Origin of the sequence: Pseudoalteromonas sp. ECSMB14103, assembly GCF_000813065.1 — a bacterium.
In the GTDB taxonomy this organism is placed as follows: domain Bacteria; phylum Pseudomonadota; class Gammaproteobacteria; order Enterobacterales; family Alteromonadaceae; genus Pseudoalteromonas; species Pseudoalteromonas marina.
In genome coordinates this window covers 720,571-739,632 of sequence record NZ_JWGY01000001.1, presented here as the reverse complement: position 1 = coordinate 739,632, position 19,062 = coordinate 720,571, and the positions used below count along the sequence as shown (strand labels likewise).

Below are 19,062 nucleotides of genomic sequence, written 5' to 3'. Positions count from 1 at the left end.
ATAAAGTTACGTATGAGTCTTTTTTCATTAAATAAAAATATAGTAGTAAAAAAGTGCTTATGCTGGGAAATAAAAAATCAAATAATCAGGTCTTAATCGATATGGCAGAGAAACAAAAACGTTATGAAGCCTTAGTTCACGTTTATAATAAAGAGCTTTACCGCTTTGCATACTGGTTGTGCCGTGATCCGCACATAGCTGATGATTTAGTACAAGAGACATTTTTGCGCGCTTGGCGCTCACTTGATTCTTTACTCGATCAAAAAGCAGCAAAACCGTGGTTACTGACTATTTTACGCAGAGAAAACGCACGACGATTTGAACGTAAACAGTTTGATTACAGTGATGTAGAAAACGATACGCTAGTTGATGAAACCAGCCATTCGCTTGATGATGAAATGGAGCAAACCGTTATTCAACGACAAATTGGATTGCTATCTGACGAATACAGAGAGCCACTATTATTACAGGTCGTAATGGGGTGCACCGGCGAGGAAATTGCCGACATACTCGATTTAAATAAAAACACGGTAATGACACGTTTATACCGTGCTAGAAACCAACTTAAAGAGGCTTTAAGCCGTGATGATGAACAACTTAAAGGGGCATCAAAATAATGGATGAACTTGAGTTTCGTCGCCGCACTATTGCGCAACCAAACGATATAGATAATGAACTTATGGAGTTTGCCCAGAGCAACCCTGAGCGACAAAGTTTTATTACCGAAATGAAAGAATTTGATAAACACCTTCAAGATGCACTCGACATACCTGTGCCTGATAACTTAGCTGATCGTATTATTTTAAATACATCGTTAAAAGAAAAAGCCTTACAAGAAGAGCAAGCTGCTGGCACCAACGTTGTTGACGCTAAATCGCGTTTTAAGTTTGACCGTGTGCACCTTGCCTTAGCGGCATCATTCATGGTCGCAGTGAGTGCGTTCTTTTTCAGCTCAGAGCAGCATATTGGCCACGAAGCGGGCGAGCATGCACTTGCGCATGTGTACTACGAAATAAATGCCCTTGATAAAAAATCCCCTATCAGCCTTCAAAGTGTTAATGACAAACTGGCCGTACTTGGCGGTCACATAGATGAGCTTCCTGGCGATATAACTTACGCTATGTTTTGTGATTTTAAAGGGGAAAGAGGCTTACATTTAATTTTTGAATCGGACTTTGGTCCAATGACGGTATTTATTGTACCTTCAGAAAATAAATCGTTTGGTTTGGGAAATGATCATTTCCAAGATGAGCGCTTTGAAGGCCAAATCAATCGCGGGTCGCAGGCTGATACCATTTTGGTTGCCAGTGTGGGTGCACCACTAGATACCTATAACGAGCGAGTAACCAGCGCAATTCGCTGGCTCTAAGCCATAGTAAATAAAAAACCGCTTAGTACATACTGAGCGGTTTTATAAATCTAATTTTAATTAGTTAAAAAACGATTGATTTACCTCTTCCTGAATTTTCAGACGCAGCATCTAATTCCCCATCTTTATTAATAATCACATGCATGTCACCAAAGTGGCGCTCGTCAATTGTGTAACCCATTTTTTGAAGCTCTACTTTTACCGCATCATTTAACCCTTCGTGAACACGTATAACGTTTTTAGGCCACAGCTGATGATGAAAGCGAGGCACGTTAACCACCTGATCTGCACTCATATTAAACTCTATTGCATTTAAAATTGATTGGTAAACCGAGCTAATAATCGTTGTACCACCAGGTGAGCCTGTTACCATTTTTACCGTGTTATCCTTTAATAAAATGGTCGGTGTCATGGAGCTCAGCATACGTTTATGTGGCTGTATTTCATTAGCTTTACCACCTAACGCACCAAACGCATTCATAACACCCGGTTTTGCACTAAAGTCGTCCATTTCATCATTTAAAATAAACCCGGCGCCTTCAACTACGACCCCACTACCAAACCCCAAGTTTATAGTTGTGGTATTTGCTACGGCATTCCCCATTTTATCAACAATAGAAAAATGTGTCGTTTGTTCGCTTTCTTTCAGTCCGGGCTTTATTTTTTCGGTTGTTGAAATCGCGGTTAATGAGATATCAGCCATACGCTTTTTTAAATATAATTCATTGATTAATGCGTTTACTGGCACATCAAAAAAGTCAGGATCACCTAAGTACTCTGCTCGGTCTGCAAACACGCGTTTACCTATTTCAGAAAGCAAATGCACGTAAGACGACGAATTATGAGCCACTTCGTTATTTAGTTTTTGCAGTTCATACATTTTTAGCCATTGTAAAATTGCAATACCGCCTGAACTGGGTGGCGGCGAAGTAAGCACTTCATACCCGTTCCAACTTGCTTTTAATGGTGCGCGCGACTTAGCCGTATAATTTTTTAAATCATTTTTGGTAATAATACCGCCATGCTTACGCATAAATTTTTCGATAATATTGGCTGTTTCGCCTTCATAAAACCCAGCTTGTCCATCATCGCGAATTCGCTTTAATGTTTTTGCCAGCTCAGGTTGTGTAAATTTTTCATTGGCTTTTAAACCAGCAAAATATTTTTCGAAGTTAACATCTATTTTTTGCTCGTTTAAATAGCTTATGTAACTACTAACCCCTTGCGCCAATTTTGGTGGCACAATAAAACCTTGCTCAGCTAAAGTAACGGAAGGTTGTACTAATTTTTTCCATTCTACCGAACCGTGTTTTTTATGAGCTAACCACATACCCGCAACACTGCCAGGTACACCACTTGCGTGTATGCCATAAATAGATCTATTAGGTATTACATTGCCTTGTTCGTCTAAGTACATGTCTCGGTGTGCTTCGCTTGGAGCCGTTTCTCGGTAATCTATAAAATCACTTTTTCCATCTTTTTGGATCAGCATAAATCCGCCGCCACCAATGTTACCCGCTTCAGGCAGGGTTACAGCCAATACAAACTGTGCTGCTATAGCTGCGTCTACGGCATTTCCGCCCAGCTCTAATATATTTTTAGCCGTATCAGCACTGTACGAGTCAGGCATAGCAACAGCACTTTGCGCAACTTGCTTGGCTGCTACATGAAATGCACTGAATTGAAACACAAGCATACTCGTTATCACTAGCTTGGTTGGCGAGAAAAATAAGCCCATATAACGTCCTTAAATTATTGTTTTAGTTGTTGGAAGTTTCACTTAAAAGTTAAGTTACAAATAATAAGCAGTATAACCTTCCCATATTTATGCATAGCATTTATGGCTAGGTCAATCCTTGTGGGTGCAGATTTTAGTCTAACTTTAGGCGCTTAGAATATAAAACAGCAGGTAAGTCACCCTGCTCATCAGTATGCGTGTAAGATTTGACAAACGTTAGTCCAAGCTTTTTCATTACTTTTATAGAGCTTATATTATCTGCTAACGCACTGGCACTAATATAATTAACATCAGGCTGTTTGGTGAGCTCTGCACATAATGCTCTTGCGGCTTCAGTTGCATACCCCATCCCCCAGCTTATTTGTTTAAAGCGCCAACCAATTTCAATATCACTAAAGTTTGGTTGTTCACTAAAAAAATCCATAGGTCTTAAAAGGACCCAACCAATAAATGTATTGGTGTCTTTAGTTGTCACAGACCAAAGCCCCCAACCCTTTTTAGCATTGCGGTATGCAAGCATACGCGGTATCCCCTCTTCTCTAATTTGTTTTTTAGTTGTAGGCACACCACGCGTTAAAAATTGCATTACTGCAGGGTCTTGATCAAGCTCATATAGTTGTTGCCAATCATGCTCGTTCATTAATTTAAACTTTAACCGCTCTGTTACGGGAACGTTCATTTTCATTACTCTATAATTATCTGGAATTAACTATTAATCTCTTGAGGAGATAGCATATGAACAAATTAGCAGGTTTAGCATTATTAGGCACTTTAATTACTTTAACCGGTTGTGAAGACGCTAAAGAAGTAAAAGAAGAAACAAAAGAAAAAAGCGCTCAAATGCAAGAAAAACTAGGCGATGCCTGGAATGAAGTAAAAGAAACAACACACGATCTTAAAAATGATGAGTCGTTAAACGAGTTACTTCAACAAAGCAAAGCCATGGGCTTAGATATGTACGACGATGGAAAGGAAATTGCTATCGATGCATGGATAAAAAGTAAAGAAGCCGCAGGTGAATTAACAGAAAAAACCAAGCAAAAAGCCCAAGAAATTGCTGACGAAATTGAGCAAGCTCGTGAAGAACACAGTAAGGGGGAATAACTCCCTTTATAATAAAAAGGTAAGCCATTGTGGCTTACCTTTTTTTAACCGAAAAGAACAAATGTAGGTAATTAAGCTGTGTATTTGCTCATTACCAAAGTGGCGTTTGTACCACCAAAGCCAAAGCTGTTAGACATCACTGTATTTAGCTCTACATCTTTGCGTTCAGTAACAATATCTAAACCTTCAGCTTGCTCGTCTAATTCATCAACATTAATAGACGGTGCTACAAAACCATGCTCAAGCATTAACAAAGAGAAAATAGCTTCATGCACACCGGCAGCCCCTAAAGCATGACCCGTCATTGCCTTAGTCGCACTGATCATGGGCGAGTTACCACCAAATACGTCTTGAATTGCACCAAGCTCTTTAACATCACCCACAGGTGTTGATGTGCCATGCGTGTTAAGATAATCAATGCTATCTACATTTTGCATTGCTTGACGCATACAACGTGCAGCACCCTCGCCCGATGGAGCAACCATATCGTACCCATCAGATGTAGCACCATACCCTACTATTTCAGCGTAAATATGTGCGCCGCGTGCTAATGCATGCTCTAGCTCTTCTACAACTACAATGCCACCACCGCCAGAAATAACAAAACCATCACGGTTAGCATCATAAGTGCGCGATGCTTTTTCTGGTGTTTCGTTGTATTTAGTAGAGAGTGCACCCATTGCGTCAAATTCCATTGCAAGCGTCCAGTGAAGCTCTTCACCGCCACCAGCAAACACAACGTCTTGCTTGCCAAGTTGAATTTGTTCAACCGCATTACCAATACAATGCGCCGACGTAGCACATGCTGAACTAATTGAATAATTAACCCCTTTTATTTTAAAAGGAGTCGCTAAACATGCTGAAGTTGTACTGGCCATAGTGCGAGGCACCATGTAAGGGCCTACACGCTTTACGCCTTTCTCACGTAAAATATCGGCGGCTTCTACTTGCCATTTAGATGAACCACCACCAGAGCCAACTATAATACCCGTGCGCTCGTTTGAGACTTGCTCTTCTGATAACCCTGAGTCTTCAATTGCTTGAGTCATCGAAATGTAAGAGTACGCAGCAGCATCACCCATAAAGCGCATTGCTTTGCGGTCAACATGGTCTTTAACGTTTATATCAATTTTACCTGATACGTTGCTGCGCAAGTTGTAGTCAGCAAACTCTTGGTTGAAAGCGATACCACTTTTACCTGTTTTTAATGACTCTAAAACTTCTTCTTTGTTGTTACCAATGCTTGATACAACACCGATACCGGTAATTACGGCTCTTCTCATGGGTGATTCCCTTAGCTTAATACTTAATTGCGTTTTATTTTACGCGAATTTAATCACTTAAGTGGTCAGCTTTCTAGCGTACACTTGTACTCTGAACTGCTAGCTTATAAATAACGCCAGACTATTACAAAGAAAACCCGTAAAATAATGAAAAATATATTTTGTAAATTTAAACATTATGATTAAAAACGCACATATACACTTTAACGATTTAGGTACACCGTTTGCTGATAACTTTGGTGATATTTATTTTTCGAATGACGACGGTCTTGCCGAATCGCATTATGTGTTTTATGAGCAAAATAATATAGAAACTCGATTACAAACTCATGACCAACCCCACTTTGTAATAGCAGAGACAGGATTTGGTACTGGGTTAAATTTTTTAAATACATGGCAACACTTTAACGATCATATTGCACGTCAACAATCACAAAATCAATTAGATAAAGGTGTAAAGCGCCTTCACTTTATTTCGTTTGAAAAATACCCATTAAAAGTTAACGATTTAAGCAAAGCACTTCAAGCGTGGCCTACATTACAAAGATTAAGTGAAAAACTCGTCAACAATTACCCTATTAATTTACAAGGGTGTCACCGACTTGAATTTGACAACGGACGTATTGTCCTCGACTTACATTTTGGCGATGCACTCGCGTCTATTAATACAATGAGCTACCCACAAACAGGGATTGTAGATGCCTGGTATTTAGATGGGTTTGCCCCAAGCAAAAACCCTGAAATGTGGCAGCAAAGCTTATTTAATAGCATGGCTGACATTTCAAAAGCAAAGGCAACTCTAGCTACGTTTACAGCAGCAGGTTTTGTTCGCCGTGGTTTAATAGAAGCCGGGTTTGATACAATTAAAACCAAAGGCTTTGGCAAAAAAAGAGACATGCTAATTGGCCAAATACCACATGCAAACACGGCTCAATCAGCCCCCCCTTACTTTAATCAAGACGATAGTAAACTTAATAACGTCGCTATTATTGGCGGCGGTATAGCCAGTAGTTGTATTTTATACAGCCTTGCTAAACGCGGTATAAACGCTGAATTATTCTGCAAAGACCCGCAGCCTGCCATGGGCGCGTCACATAATGTGCAAGGCGCGGTGTACCCTCATTTACAAGCTAAAGATTCACCGCATAGTGAACTTTTTGCACATAGTTTTTTATACGCAAAGCGCGTTTACCAGAAATTGTTAAATGATGGATTTAGCTTTGATCACCAATGGTGTGGTGTTTTGCAACATGCTGTAAAAAAGCCCCTTGCTGATAAACACAAAAACCTTGCTCAAAAGCAACTTTGGCCAAAGCAACTTATGCAAAACGTAACCGCAGAGCAAGGCGATGAAATAGCCGGCGTTCAAACTGGGTACCCCGGTGTTTATTTTGAACAAGGTGGCTGGGTTAATCCACCACAACTCGTTAATGCAATGCTAGGCGCGGCAAATAGGCTAATACCCCACAACAGTCACTTTAATTGCAATATAATAAACATAGAAAAAACAGCAAACGGCTGGGTTTTAACAAGCAATAATCAACAGTTTGGTCCATTTAGCGATGTTATAATTTGCACAGGTGAGCACAGCGACACATTTGAGCAAACAAAATCACTTCCTATTGTAGGCGTGCGCGGGCAAGTATCGCATGTTCAAGCAAGTCCTGAATCTCGAAAGCTTAAAACGGTACTTTGCCATAAAGGCTACTTTACACCAGCTTATTTAGACCATCATTGCATGGGCGCTACATTTGAAAAAAACAGTAAAAGCCGCCATGTTTCAGATGAGGATGACCACACTAACCGTGCTCAACTCATAAACTTTTACGATCATAGCGACTTTGCTACAACGTTAGGAAAAGTAAGCTCTGCAAAAGCAGCAGTAAGATGCACATTCATCGACCACTTGCCAATGGCTGGGCAATGGTGTGAACAAAGCGATTATACAAATGCATTTGCAAACCTGAGGTTGGGTAAGCGTTATCAATATTTGCCTCTCAATCACCCTCAACAAGGGCTACATATTTTTACGGGCTTTGGAGCTCGTGCCTTGTGCAGCGCACCACTGTGTGCTGAACATTTTATTAGCTGCTTAGCAAACGAGCCGCGCCCATTCAGCGAGCGAGTAAGCCAAGCTATACACCCCGCTCGCTTTATTGTAAGAGATTTAATTCGTAATAAAATATAAATGACAAAGCCCACTATTTGGGTAAACTGTTCTTAATAAAAGGAACTTAAAGAGTCACAATGAAAAAATTAATTATACTATCGCTGTTATTGTTTACCTCGTTTAAAACACTTGCCATAAATGTTATTGATATTGCAGTGCCAGATGAGTTTGTAACAACTATGGAAGTAACAGATGAATACCCACTGGTTAAAACTGGGTATTTAACGCAGTCTATTTCCTCCATTACAGACTTTTATCAGCAACAATTAGGTGACCCATTGAAGATAACCGGCAGTGAAAACTACCGCACCCTTTATTACAATTACCAAAATCGTAAAGTACGTATTAGCTTATACCACCGTAACTATGTGACCGAAGTGAGTATAATGATTGAAAAAATATTATAAAAAAACACAAATATAACCACTCATTTTCATACTCAGTTAAGGTGCTCTTTTTAAATTAAATGTTTTTTAAAATTAATACGTTAATGTCTCTTTTTGCCCTTTAAAAACAATTTTTAAGCCCAAGGTCTATTTGTAAGCAAATACATTTACTAACAAGTGAAAGGAGTTGATTATGAGTAAGACCTTAATTATTGGCGCTAGTGGTCAAATTGGTAAAATGACAACGGAGTTATTACTTAAGAACGAACAAAATGTTACCGCCCTTGTTCGTGATAAAACTAAGCTAAGTGATTTAGAAAGCCCGTTTTTAAATATTGTAGAGCAAGATTTAGAAGGTGATTTTAGTGAAGCTATTAAAGGTTGTGATCAAGTAATTTTTGCGGCTGGTTCTGGTGGAAGCACCGGCGACGACAAAACACTATTAATTGATCTATGGGCTGCAGCAAAAGCGGCTAATTACGCAAAAAACAATAACGTTAAGCACTTTATTATGGTCAGCTCAATAGGTGCAGATAACCCTGACGCAATAGAAAGTGATTTAAAACCATACTTAGTTGCTAAGCACATGGCCGATGAACACCTTGCCAGTAGTGGTTTAAATTACACCATTGTTCGCCCGGGTACGCTCACTGATGAAAGCGCATCAATGAAAGTGACAACACAGCGCCCTGATGACCAAGATAAGGCTAAAATTAGTCGTGAAAATGTAGCCAATGCACTGCTGCATATCGCAACCAATTCGTTTGAAAAGAACCGTATTTTTGAACTTTTTGATGGTGATACTGCCATTAAATCTGCGGTTAAATAGCCAAAGTGCTCCATTAACAAAAGCGTTAATGGGGCAACACTTTCAACTATTAGCAAGTTAACTAAACAGCTGACACTCAAAACAAGCTGCTAATATTTAATTCAAAAAAACAAATCATTTAGATACGCCACAACAGCCATAAGGCTACCCCAAACAATTTACCCTCTAACCACGTCAACAATTGCAAACCAAAGCATTGCCTATAAGAGTTAACAAATTAGCAATAGAATCCCTTGACGATAAGCCTCAAGTGAGCAGCGTTCTGTGACCTAAACGTAACCTACTATCCCTCTTTCTTTCAAATTTTCCTCTCGTAAAGTCATTTACTGTATTAAGTTTAAGCACATTAAATTATTAATAAAAAATCATTAGTGAGGAATATAGAAAACAGAGTCTTAATCTGTTAAGTTTATGTTATGTATATAGATAAAAAAGCTCCTTAAGGGAAATGAAAACAAAGGAATTAAAGTGAGCGCTACATTTAAAATTATTTTTAATGGCCAACTACACCAACATGCCAATATTTCATTGGTACAAAAACAACTTAGCCAATTTTTAAATATTCCCCACACTATTGCTATAAAGTTGTTTGATGGTAAATCTTACGCATTAAAAAAAAATCTAACGAGTATTGAAGCCGTTAAAGCAGAATCGTCACTAAAAAAAATGGGCTTAATAACACGAGTTGAACTGCATCAATCTACCGCTCTTACAGCAAAGCAGTATCCTTTAGCGTTAAAAAAATTAACAAAACATGATGATGCAGAAGAACATAAAACGTCTAATTCAAAACGTACACTACTGCAGAAAAAAACTAATTCTATACAAACTATAATTACGCGTTACAAAAACGACAAAGTAAAGCTACAGCGATCTTCACTAAAAAGCCTACTCTATCTTTGCTATATAGCCCTGTTAGTTATGACAATTACGGGCCTTACTCTTAGCTATAATTTGCTTTCAAATACAATGAGTGAATCACAAAGTAACACGATAATTGGCTTAACCTACCAAGATTACAAACAGTACATAACTGAGCAAAAGGCAGTTAGTAATCAACAAAAAACGAATATGAGTGCCAATAATAATGCACAACTAAGCCACGATAGCGAGCAGTTCAATCGGTTTTCTCTATTAATTAACAGCTATGCCGATAGTGTAAAGCAGCCTAATATTGAAAAAATGGGAGGAGAAAAATTAAACCTTCGCCTGCAAGAAATAGACGACTTAGGTGAGAAAAATGCGTTTTGGTTGCAACTCATTAATTTAGCAAAAAGTTTAAATAATGACGCACATACAATGAGTACACTCAATAATACAGATCCAAATAAAGTACAATGGATCAACGCCGTAGACTGGATAAGCCAGCGTTATATTAGGCAGCAGCAAAATGGCAACGCACACCCTAAAGTTAATCAGCTCAACAACGCCGTAATTAACTTAACGCTATCAATTAGTGTTTTATCACTACTTATATTAATGATCATTGTGATAAAAATGAAGCTACGCACAATAAGAGAATCATAATAGCTTTTATTAACCACATAAAAAAACCCGCAACTTGATTACTCAAGTTGCGGGTTTTTTAGGGTTTTTAAACAAACGAATTTAAAAACCGTTATTGGTGGAGCTGGGGGGATTTGAACCCCCGTCCGAAAAGCCTCGACCGTCGGTACTACATGTTTAGTATTGTCATTTAATTAACCTTTAAATCCCGGACAAACACGGTAAGTAAAGGCGAGGCCGCTTAGTTTTAACGCTTCAACCCCGGCCAGGGTTTCCATCGCGATCAGGTGTTAGGGTGACACTCCAGAATCCAGTCCACAAGAATACATGGAAGGAGCGCTAGCCAGCCTAAGCTGCTAGAGAGTAGTTATCGTCGTTTGCGATTACTTTAGATTGCGGCTTTTTTACGAGGCAAACCGCACCTCGACATGCACCTTGGGCTTCTTGAATTCCGTCGAATCCTAATCAGCCCCTGAATTAGTAAACTCATTCAGAGCGTGCGAGTAGTATAACTGAGTAAAGTGATGATACTCAAGGCTTAATAACGCTTTATTTGATTTACACAGGCTAACTGCATATTTAGCAACCAAATTAGCAATAATGTATTAGCCACAGTAAACATTTACTTAACAATATGGTAAACCTGTGTTCAAATAAGGGATTAGCCAGCTAGTGCTAAAGGTTTAGTTGTAACTGTAAAGGTTAAGAATAATAACAGGCATAAGAAGTAGGGATTTAAAATGTCGGTTTTTTCATTAGATAAAAATACAGGGTGTGTTTCTTTAATTAAACATCCTATTGATAGCGGTTTTCCGGTCACAAGCACTCAATTAATTGAAATGTTTGAACAATCTGAATTTGGCGAGTATGAAACTATTACAGCTAATATCGGGAAACTTTTTGCGCCTTCTAAAAACCACAAAGAAGTATCTTTAGTGATTGCTAAAGCAGTGGATGCCACTATTGCTATTAATATTGATGAAAAAAATATGGTTGCAGAAGCCACTATTACTACAGCTAAAGGTGGATCACTGTTAACAATGGAAGATGCCCAAGAGGCGCTTAGCCAAGCAGGTGTAAAAAAAGGGATTAGTCCGCGTGCGCTTGATAGTTTTTTAGGCCAACAGTTTGAAAAAGCTTCAGGTGTGGCATATAGCGCTATTGTAGCCCATGGCCGCAATCCAAAAGAAGGTAGCGATGCTAAATTTGTTCGCCTTTGTTCAACAGCACAAGATCGCGTTTTAAGCCCGCAAGCAACTGCTGGCGGTAAAGTTGATATGAAAGATCTTGGGGCTATCATTACTGTTAAACCGGGCACTCCTCTTATGCAACGTATAGCCGCCACCCAGGGTGAAGACGGATACACGGTGTTTGGCGATATTATCCCTGCTTCGCCAGGAAAAGAACTTGAACTACAACCCTTTGAAGGGACAAAAATAGACCCAACAAACCCTAATTTACTGATTGCAGATTGCAAAGGCGTTCCTGTTGCGCTGCCACGTGGAATGCGCGTTGACGACGTTTTATGTTTCGATAATGTAGATGTAAGTACAGGCCACATTGATTTTGACGGCAGTGTAATTATTAGTGGCGATATAAAAGACGGAATGCGAGTAAAAGCGAAAGGTGACATTACTGTTTTAGGCTTTGTTGAATCAGGAATTGTGCAGAGCGAAAGTGCTGTAACTATTGTATTAGGTGCTATAGGCCGAAACCGTGAAAACGAAGAAGCATTTACTTGCCGTATTTCAGCCAAGCGTACAATTTCTATAGGCTATGCTCAATATTGTGACATTAAGACTGAACAAAGTTTATTCATAGAGCGCCAAGTATTACATTGTGACCTAACAGCTAAACGTTTAATACGTGTTGGCAAAGCCGATAACCCTCGTGGCAAAATTATTGGTGGTAATATATTTGATGCAATGCGGATTGAAACTGGTGAATTAGGTGCGCCTGCTGGTACTAAAACGCGTGTGTTTTTAGCACAAAATTGGTTTGAACTGCGTGATAAGCAAAGCCAAATTAACGACTTTGAAAAGGTATTGAGTACTAAATTACTGGAATTAAAAAATGCGCGAACTAAAGCAGAGAAAATAACTAACCCTGCTCAGCGCAAGCAATTTACTGATAAAATTACGGCTAACGAAAAGCAAGTGAATGTCCGCTCTCGTCATGTTAAGCAACAAAAAGCACTCGTAAAAAGAAAAATAGCCCAGCTACTAGCCTCTAGCCGCTTAAAAGTGAACGAGTTAATGCACCCTGGTGTGGAGCTTAAAATAGCAAAAGAAACTAAACAGTTTTCGCGTATTTATCCCCCCCACTTCGTAAGATTATCTGAGGGTAAAATTACTCAGTCGTTTTAGCTTCATTGGCGGCTTCCTCATCGTCACTTTCATCGAGTGGCGCAAGCGGCCAACCGCCCAGCTCTTGCCAGCGGTTTACAATTAAACAGTATAATTCAGCGGTGCGTTCTGTGTCGTAAAGTGCAGAGTGTGCTTGACTGTTATCAAATTCAATTCCAGCTGCACGACAAGCTTTAGCTAATACTGTTTGGCCTAAAGCAAGCCCTGCTAACGTTGTTGTATCAAAGCTGACAAATGGATGAAACGGTGTGCGCTTTATATTATTGCGCTCAATAGCCGCATTTAAAAAGCCATGATCAAACGCGGCGTTATGCGCCACAATAACAGAACGCTGGCACCCTGCTGCTTTTTGCGCTTTACGCACGACCTTACAAATCTCTTTGATAGCGTCTTCTTCTGCGACTGCACCTCGTAATGGCGAAAATGGGTCAATGCCGTTAAACTCAATTGCTGCTTGCTCAATATTTGCGCCTTCAAACGGCTCAACGTGAAAATGCACTGTTTGATCTATGCTAAGCAACCCGTCATCATCCATTTTTAAAACAGAGACTGCAATTTCAAGTAATGCATCTGTCTCTTTGTTAAAACCAGCAGTTTCAACATCAATAACAACAGGAAAAAAGCCACGAAAGCGTTTTGCGAAAAGGGTTTGCTCAGTATTTGCCATAGTATTCTTGGTTTGTAGGTATAAGCCTTCTATTATGTCAAAAGTAGGTGCCGTTCGGCTAGGGACTTTTACCTATTATTTATGCCTATAATTATAGGCATACAATTTGCTTTAAGTGATACTAGCTAAGTGTTAACTGCTATATAATATGGCAGTACTGAACAAAGCCAAATTTTTGGCGTGTCGGGTTTACGGGGAGTCTTTGATGAAATTAAAGTTATTATTAATGAGCGTTAGTATTAGCTCTGCGCTATTGAGCGTCAGTGCACATGCGGCCATGCGTAATTACTCTGCAAATCAAGACAGTTCAAATTGGGAAGTGGTTAAAACAACACGTTTGCAATGTCAGTTGAACCATGAGGTACCTTACTATGGCGAGGCTATTTTTAAAGCATCGGCGAGTAAAAATAAAAACCTAACTTTCAATTTAGATATGGTTGTTCGCCCTGAAAATTACGCCATTGCAGGGCTTAAAGCAGTTCCTCCTTCTTGGCGCTCTGGGCTGCCAGCACGCGACATAGCAAATATGAAGCTACTTAAAAAGTTTGATGGTGAACTCGGTAATCGAACTGCTTGGGAAATGCTTACAGAACTTGAAAAAGGGTTTTACCCCACTTTTTATTACCAAGACTGGCAAAATAGTGCCGATAAAATTGCCGTTGGTATTTCAAGTGTAAACTTTAAGCAAGCTTATTGGGCCTTTTTGCAATGCCGTGACGAACTATTACCTTACAGCTTTGAGGATATTTCGTTTACAGTGATGAACTATCAATCTAATAGCAGTAAGTTAACTAAGTCATCCCAGCAACGCCTTGATAAAATTGCTGAATATCTAAAAAACGATTCAACCATTGAGTCCATTAGTATTGATTCTTATACCGACAGTTATGGCGGTCGTTGGAACAACTTAGACCTATCTCGTAAGCGTGCAAAAGCGATAAAAGATTATATGGTTAGCTTAGGTGTGGATGAAAATAAAGTAAAAACAACTGGGTTTGGTGAAAAACGCTTTGTAGACACCAATGATAATATTTTAGGCCGCGATAAAAACCGCCGTTTGGTCATTCAAATAGCTAAAATGTAGGGGGGGTTACTTAATTTACGAGGTTACAAACTTTGCGCCGTAATTTAATTAATCGCTCTCGATTGAAGACATTTTATGTCACAAAATTAAACACGCCCTAGCGCTTACTTTTAGTTTTTAAGTATTTATCACCAAATTGAAAAAAGCCTAAACTAATTACAATAATAGCAGCGCCAATTATTAGCTCTTTACTTAGTGGCTCGTTATTAAGCCACGCACCTAACCCTATTGCAAAGCTAGGTGTAATAAGTGTTGTTAACGCAACGGTGCTCGCGTTTAAGTTTTGTAAAACATGAAAATATGCCAATGCCCCTATTAACGACCCAAATAGTCCTAAATAACCAATTGCCCAAAGCGACCTTAAATTCCAGTTTTGTATATTAAGCTCACCATCAAGCACCCACCACGCAATAAAAAATAATGGCGTTACAAATACTAGTGCACCAAATGTTGTGGCCATAGGGTGAATTGCAATTTTCACCCGCTTTATCATCACACCGCTTAAGCTAAAAAAGCATACAGCCATAAACACATATACAAGCCCAAGCCCCTGAGTTTGTGAGTTTTGTACTTGGTTATAGCTTACAAAATAAAGTCCGACTAACGCACTTGCTAAAGCAATGAGTTTTATAAAACTAAATTTAGGCTCGTTTAATAGCTGTTGAGCAAGCAATCCAGATAAAATAGGAGCTAATCCAAACATAAGTGAAATAATGCCAGAAGGCACTGTTCTAGCCGCCATATAACTCAATAACATGCCACCAAAAATACCAATGCTTGAGTAAGCATAGAGTAGGCAAGCTTGCTTACTCCATGGCACTCTTACATTAGTGACTGCAACGACAAGCGCACCAATAAATAGCCCAACGAGCATACGCATTAACACCGCTAGTGATGGCGAAACACTCTCACTACTCCACACAATACCCAGCGGAGTGGTGGACCATATAAGAACCATTAAAAAATATGAAACTTTAACAGGCATGTACCATTCCTTTGTAAGTTAAAAATAAGGCGAGTGGGTTTTGAGGGAAAAAGCCAGCCAAGCGTATTAATGCACTAGTTACAGTACACGTACTTAACGGTCAGTTTAATCTTAAGATATAAACGCTCAATAACTAGTAATAGAATTATACGCTGTAAAGGGTTTATGGATAGATATTTAATCATATTAAAGATTATAAAATGCTTAAATATACAGCTGTAAAATGTAAGTTACATTTTATTTAATGCCATTTATAACAAAACTATTTGAGTTTTACCGTTCTAGTTATATGGTGCGTGTAAATTAATAATAATTAAGGTAATTAAGTGCTCAAAAATAAAACAACAGGCAGCATGTTAATTGTAGCTGGTACCACTATTGGTGCTGGTATGCTTGCTTTACCTATCGCTTCTGCTGGTTTAGGTTTTATGACTGCACTTGCACTCATTGTTGCAAGCTGGATATTAATGACTTACACCGCCTTGCTGATGCTAGAGCTACATCAGTTTGCCCCTCGTGATGCAACGTTAAATACACTTGCTAAACGCTGGCTTGGGAAGCGCGGTCAATACATTGCCAATTTTTCAATGGTGTTTTTATTTTATGCTTTATGTGCAGCTTATATCGCAGGCGGTGGTGCTCAGCTTCAAGAGCGAATCAATCTTGGATTTGAATTAGAAATTGCCCCCCAATTTGGCTCCGTTATTTTGGCGGTCATTATTGCAAGCGTGGTTACACTAGGGACTAGCAAGGTAGATAAATTTAATAGAATACTCTTTTCAATCAAGGTGATTGTTTTAGCTAGCCTATTTTATATGCTTACGCCCTATGTACAAGCAAAGCACTTGCTCGAAATGCCCGTTGAGCAAGGGCTAATATTATCGGCAATTCCTGTGGTATTTACATCTTTTGGTTTTCACGGCTCTATCCCATCAATTGTTAAATACGTAGGTCTTGACGTAAAAGTTCTGCGTAAAGTGATGATTGCAGGCGCAGCATTGCCCTTGGTGATTTACATATTTTGGCAACTATTAAGCCAAGGTATTATGAGCCAAAGCGATTTACTCAATAGTGAGGGCTTAAGCGGTTTTGTAGCCAGTGTTGCAGGTATTGCACATAATTCAAATGTATCTATAGCGGTGAAATTATTTGCTGATTTAGCGTTAGCGACTTCATTTTTAGGTGTAAGCCTAGGTTTATTTGATTTTTTTGCTGATGCATTTAAACAAGGAGATAACAACCAAGGCCGTGTTATAACAGCGCTTATTACATTTATACCGCCTTTAGGATTTGCTCTTTTTTACCCGCAAGGCTTTATAATGGCCCTTGGCTATGCCGCCATAGCTTTAGTTGTACTGGCTGTATTTTTACCTGTTGCTATGGTTTATAAACAACGTGCCTCAACTAGTTCCGACACTGGTTATAAAGTACGCAGTGGTCGTACAGGGCTATTGATTGCAGCGTTATGTGGTGTGCTAATAATTACTGCGCAATTTATGCAAATGAGTGGATTTATACCTGCAATTGGTTAAAGCTTGCTTTTGTAACACCAAAATTTAGTTAATAAAAAACCGCACACCATGATTAATGGAGTGCGGTTTTTTTATATTATCTACGTTTATTTACAAACGTCAGCAACTGCATTTGCAAAGTAATCAAGGTTTGCTTTGCTAACACCGGCTACGTTGACACGACTTGAGCCAACAATGTATATGCCGTACTCTTTTTGTAATCGCTCAATTTGCTCTTTATTAATACCCAAGAACGAAAACATACCGTGTTGACGTTCAATAAATGAAAAGTCTTGCGCTATGTCTTTTGATGCTAAGCTTTCTTTAATTAAACTACGAAGGCCATTAATACGCGTACGCATTTCATCAAGTTCAGCATGCCACATTTGCGTAAGTTCTGTACTGCTTAAAATAGTGTTAACAATATCAGCACCATGTGCCGGAGGCATTGAATAAATGCTACGTACCACACTTAACATTACTGAGTTTGACACATCAGCTGTCGCACTGTCTTTTGCAATTAATGAACATGCACCGATACGCTCACGATATAAACCAAAGTTTTTAGAGCAAGATGAGCAAATAATTAACTCTTCAACGGCATCAGCTAAAATACGAAGTCCGCGCGCATCTTCTTCTAGTGAAGAGCCAAAGCCTTGGTAAGCTATATCCACTAATGGTGTAAAGCCAACTTCTTTAGCAAGCTCTGCTACTGTGTTCCACTGAGCTTCGTTTAAATCCATTCCACTTGGGTTATGACAGCATGCGTGTAATAGCACTACATCACCCTTTGGTACTTGCTTAAGGGTATTGATCATCTCATCAAACAGCAGGTCTTTATTTTCGTAGTCGTAGTACGGGTATTCTTTTACGGTTAAACCCGCAGCTTCAAATAAACTAATATGGTTTGCCCAAGTAGGTGTAGTAACCCATACAGTTGCATCTGTATTACAACGCTTAATAAACTCAGCAGCAACACGAAGCGCACCTGTACCACCTGGTGCTTGTGCTGTACGCACGCGATTTGCTAATAATGCTTGGTGCTCACCAAGTAATAGCTGTTCCATTTTTTGACAGTAGTCTAAGTTACCTGCTAAGCCAATATAAGATTTGCTTGTTTCATTTTCTAAGCGAAATGCTTCTGCTTTCTTCACTGCGTTTAATACAGGTGTATTGCCGTGCTCATCTTTATAAACACCCACACCTAAATCAATTTTATTAGGGTTTGTATCTTTTTTATAGGCCGCCATAAGGCCAAGAATAGGATCGGTTGGTAATGGTTTTAATACTGAGAACATGGGCTATCTCTTATCTATATTTATGGGTTAGCAATTAAGCTTAGCTTAACATAAAAGCACATCACGTTGACTAGTGTTATTTACACGAGTGAGTGAGGAATTTTAATACAACACGCAATTAAAATGGCCAAAACTTTGTCATCAAAAAAGTCATTATCAAATGCTTCAGCATCAATAATACCTACACACTCATTTTGGGCATTAAATAAAGGCAAACATACTTCAGATTTAACTTTAGGGTCACAGGTATAATACTCTCCACCTTGTGCTAAATACTTCTCTACATTATTAATAATGCGACCTTTTTGTGATAACGCCACTTGAACATTATTGCTTCCTGCAGCAAAGGCCTCTGTAAGCGGAAATAGAGGGCGGCTAGGTACACCATGATAAGCAAGCTTTAAAAGTTGTTTACCTTCGTCTGTGTCCGTTGATTGATAAATACCATACCAGTCAACACCCGTTTGTGCGTGTACATAGTTAACAATACTTTGTAGCTGTGCAAGCTTGGTATTGCTATCTTTATTTATAAAATCAGCAAGGTTAAAAGGCTCATCTTGCAAGTAACCAAATAAGCTACACGCCCCGCCTTCACCTAATTCAGGTATTTGATACTGCCAACGCGTTTCTGGTAAAGATGTATGCGCTAGATAGTGCTCAAGCTTTTCAAGCTCGGCTGTAATTAAGTTTGCATTAACGCGCAACTGCGCTTGGGTTAAATAAGAAGAAATCATTTGGCCATCCATACATCTAATTTTCCAGAAAT

The 19,062-nt window shown here is 39.1% G+C and carries 17 protein-coding genes and 1 other RNA gene; 10 read left to right on the top strand and 8 right to left on the bottom strand.

Going from position 1 to position 19,062, the window contains the following annotated elements; genetic code table 11:
* Positions 1 to 59 precede the first annotated feature (59 nt).
* Together RF53_RS03380 and RF53_RS03375 are read left to right on the top strand one after the other, a co-directional pair.
* Entirely contained in the window at positions 60 to 617 is a 558-nt protein-coding gene (locus RF53_RS03380; protein WP_021032391.1) for a sigma-70 family RNA polymerase sigma factor, read from the top strand.
* Complete coding sequence (locus tag RF53_RS03375; RefSeq protein WP_039036622.1) at positions 617 to 1,369, top strand: DUF3379 family protein; 753 nt, start codon at positions 617 to 619, stop codon at positions 1,367 to 1,369. Before RF53_RS03380 ends, RF53_RS03375 begins: the two co-directional genes overlap by 1 nt.
* 64 nt (positions 1,370 to 1,433) lie before the next feature.
* Here RF53_RS03375 and ggt read toward each other — a convergent pair whose 3' ends face one another.
* Both ggt and RF53_RS03365 read right to left on the bottom strand, forming a co-directional pair.
* On the bottom strand, positions 1,434 to 3,107 hold the full coding sequence (ggt, locus tag RF53_RS03370) for a gamma-glutamyltransferase (RefSeq protein ID WP_039036621.1): 1,674 nt from the start codon (positions 3,105 to 3,107) through the stop codon (positions 1,434 to 1,436).
* A 133-nt stretch (positions 3,108 to 3,240) separates the two neighbouring features.
* Positions 3,241 to 3,792, bottom strand: a complete 552-nt coding sequence (locus RF53_RS03365; RefSeq protein WP_039036620.1) for a GNAT family N-acetyltransferase — start codon at positions 3,790 to 3,792, stop codon at positions 3,241 to 3,243.
* A gap of 50 nt (positions 3,793 to 3,842) precedes the next feature.
* Here RF53_RS03365 and RF53_RS03360 point away from each other — a divergent pair, with 50 nt between their 5' ends.
* Positions 3,843 to 4,211, top strand: a complete 369-nt coding sequence (locus RF53_RS03360) for a hypothetical protein (protein WP_006793331.1) — start codon at positions 3,843 to 3,845, stop codon at positions 4,209 to 4,211.
* 71 nt (positions 4,212 to 4,282) lie between these two features.
* On the opposite strand, the gene fabB is transcribed toward RF53_RS03360, so the two are convergent.
* On the bottom strand, positions 4,283 to 5,494 hold the full coding sequence (gene fabB / locus RF53_RS03355) for a beta-ketoacyl-ACP synthase I (protein WP_039036619.1): 1,212 nt from the start codon (positions 5,492 to 5,494) through the stop codon (positions 4,283 to 4,285).
* Positions 5,495 to 5,672: 178 nt separating this feature from the next.
* On the opposite strand from fabB, the gene mnmC reads away from it, so the two are divergent.
* From mnmC to RF53_RS03335, 4 genes are all read left to right on the top strand, one after another.
* Positions 5,673 to 7,682: a bifunctional tRNA (5-methylaminomethyl-2-thiouridine)(34)-methyltransferase MnmD/FAD-dependent 5-carboxymethylaminomethyl-2-thiouridine(34) oxidoreductase MnmC gene (mnmC, locus tag RF53_RS03350; protein ID WP_039036618.1), complete on the top strand. Its 2,010-nt coding sequence runs from the start codon at positions 5,673 to 5,675 to the stop codon at positions 7,680 to 7,682.
* A 59-nt stretch (positions 7,683 to 7,741) separates the two neighbouring features.
* The gene (locus RF53_RS03345) at positions 7,742 to 8,071 is read left to right on the top strand and encodes a hypothetical protein (protein ID WP_006793328.1); all 330 of its coding nucleotides are present in this window, start codon (positions 7,742 to 7,744) and stop codon (positions 8,069 to 8,071) included.
* Between the two features lie 172 nt (positions 8,072 to 8,243).
* Complete coding sequence (locus tag RF53_RS03340) at positions 8,244 to 8,879, top strand: NAD(P)-binding oxidoreductase (protein WP_010555951.1); 636 nt, start codon at positions 8,244 to 8,246, stop codon at positions 8,877 to 8,879.
* A gap of 468 nt (positions 8,880 to 9,347) precedes the next feature.
* Entirely contained in the window at positions 9,348 to 10,406 is a 1,059-nt protein-coding gene (locus RF53_RS03335; RefSeq protein ID WP_039036617.1) for a hypothetical protein, read from the top strand.
* A gap of 95 nt (positions 10,407 to 10,501) precedes the next feature.
* Here RF53_RS03335 and ssrA read toward each other — a convergent pair.
* Positions 10,502 to 10,858: a transfer-messenger RNA gene (gene ssrA, locus RF53_RS19185) on the bottom strand.
* Between the two features lie 267 nt (positions 10,859 to 11,125).
* Here ssrA and RF53_RS03330 point away from each other — a divergent pair.
* On the top strand, positions 11,126 to 12,751 hold the full coding sequence (locus RF53_RS03330; protein ID WP_039036616.1) for a DUF342 domain-containing protein: 1,626 nt from the start codon (positions 11,126 to 11,128) through the stop codon (positions 12,749 to 12,751).
* On the opposite strand, the gene rnt is transcribed toward RF53_RS03330, so the two are convergent.
* Positions 12,735 to 13,418 (bottom strand): ribonuclease T, encoded by a 684-nt coding sequence (rnt, locus tag RF53_RS03325; RefSeq protein ID WP_039036615.1) that lies wholly within the window; start codon positions 13,416 to 13,418, stop codon positions 12,735 to 12,737. The two genes, RF53_RS03330 and rnt, sit on opposite strands and share 17 nt — an antisense overlap.
* A 205-nt stretch (positions 13,419 to 13,623) precedes the next feature.
* Between rnt and RF53_RS03320 the strand changes: the two genes are divergently transcribed.
* Positions 13,624 to 14,502, top strand: a complete 879-nt coding sequence (locus RF53_RS03320; RefSeq protein ID WP_039036614.1) for a flagellar protein MotY — start codon at positions 13,624 to 13,626, stop codon at positions 14,500 to 14,502.
* 97 nt (positions 14,503 to 14,599) lie between these two features.
* On the opposite strand, the gene RF53_RS03315 is transcribed toward RF53_RS03320, so the two are convergent.
* Positions 14,600 to 15,487 (bottom strand): DMT family transporter, encoded by an 888-nt coding sequence (locus RF53_RS03315; RefSeq protein WP_039036613.1) that lies wholly within the window; start codon positions 15,485 to 15,487, stop codon positions 14,600 to 14,602.
* Positions 15,488 to 15,813: 326 nt separating this feature from the next.
* Between RF53_RS03315 and RF53_RS03310 the strand changes: the two genes are divergently transcribed.
* Positions 15,814 to 17,019: an aromatic amino acid transport family protein gene (locus RF53_RS03310; protein ID WP_082014416.1), complete on the top strand. Its 1,206-nt coding sequence runs from the start codon at positions 15,814 to 15,816 to the stop codon at positions 17,017 to 17,019.
* 86 nt (positions 17,020 to 17,105) lie between these two features.
* Here RF53_RS03310 and RF53_RS03305 read toward each other — a convergent pair whose 3' ends face one another.
* Positions 17,106 to 18,296 (bottom strand): amino acid aminotransferase, encoded by a 1,191-nt coding sequence (locus RF53_RS03305; protein ID WP_006794684.1) that lies wholly within the window; start codon positions 18,294 to 18,296, stop codon positions 17,106 to 17,108.
* Positions 18,297 to 18,376: 80 nt separating this feature from the next.
* A complete protein-coding gene (locus RF53_RS03300) occupies positions 18,377 to 19,030 on the bottom strand; it encodes a GAF domain-containing protein (RefSeq protein ID WP_039036804.1) in 654 nt (217 codons plus the stop codon).
* Positions 19,031 to 19,062 lie beyond the last annotated feature (32 nt).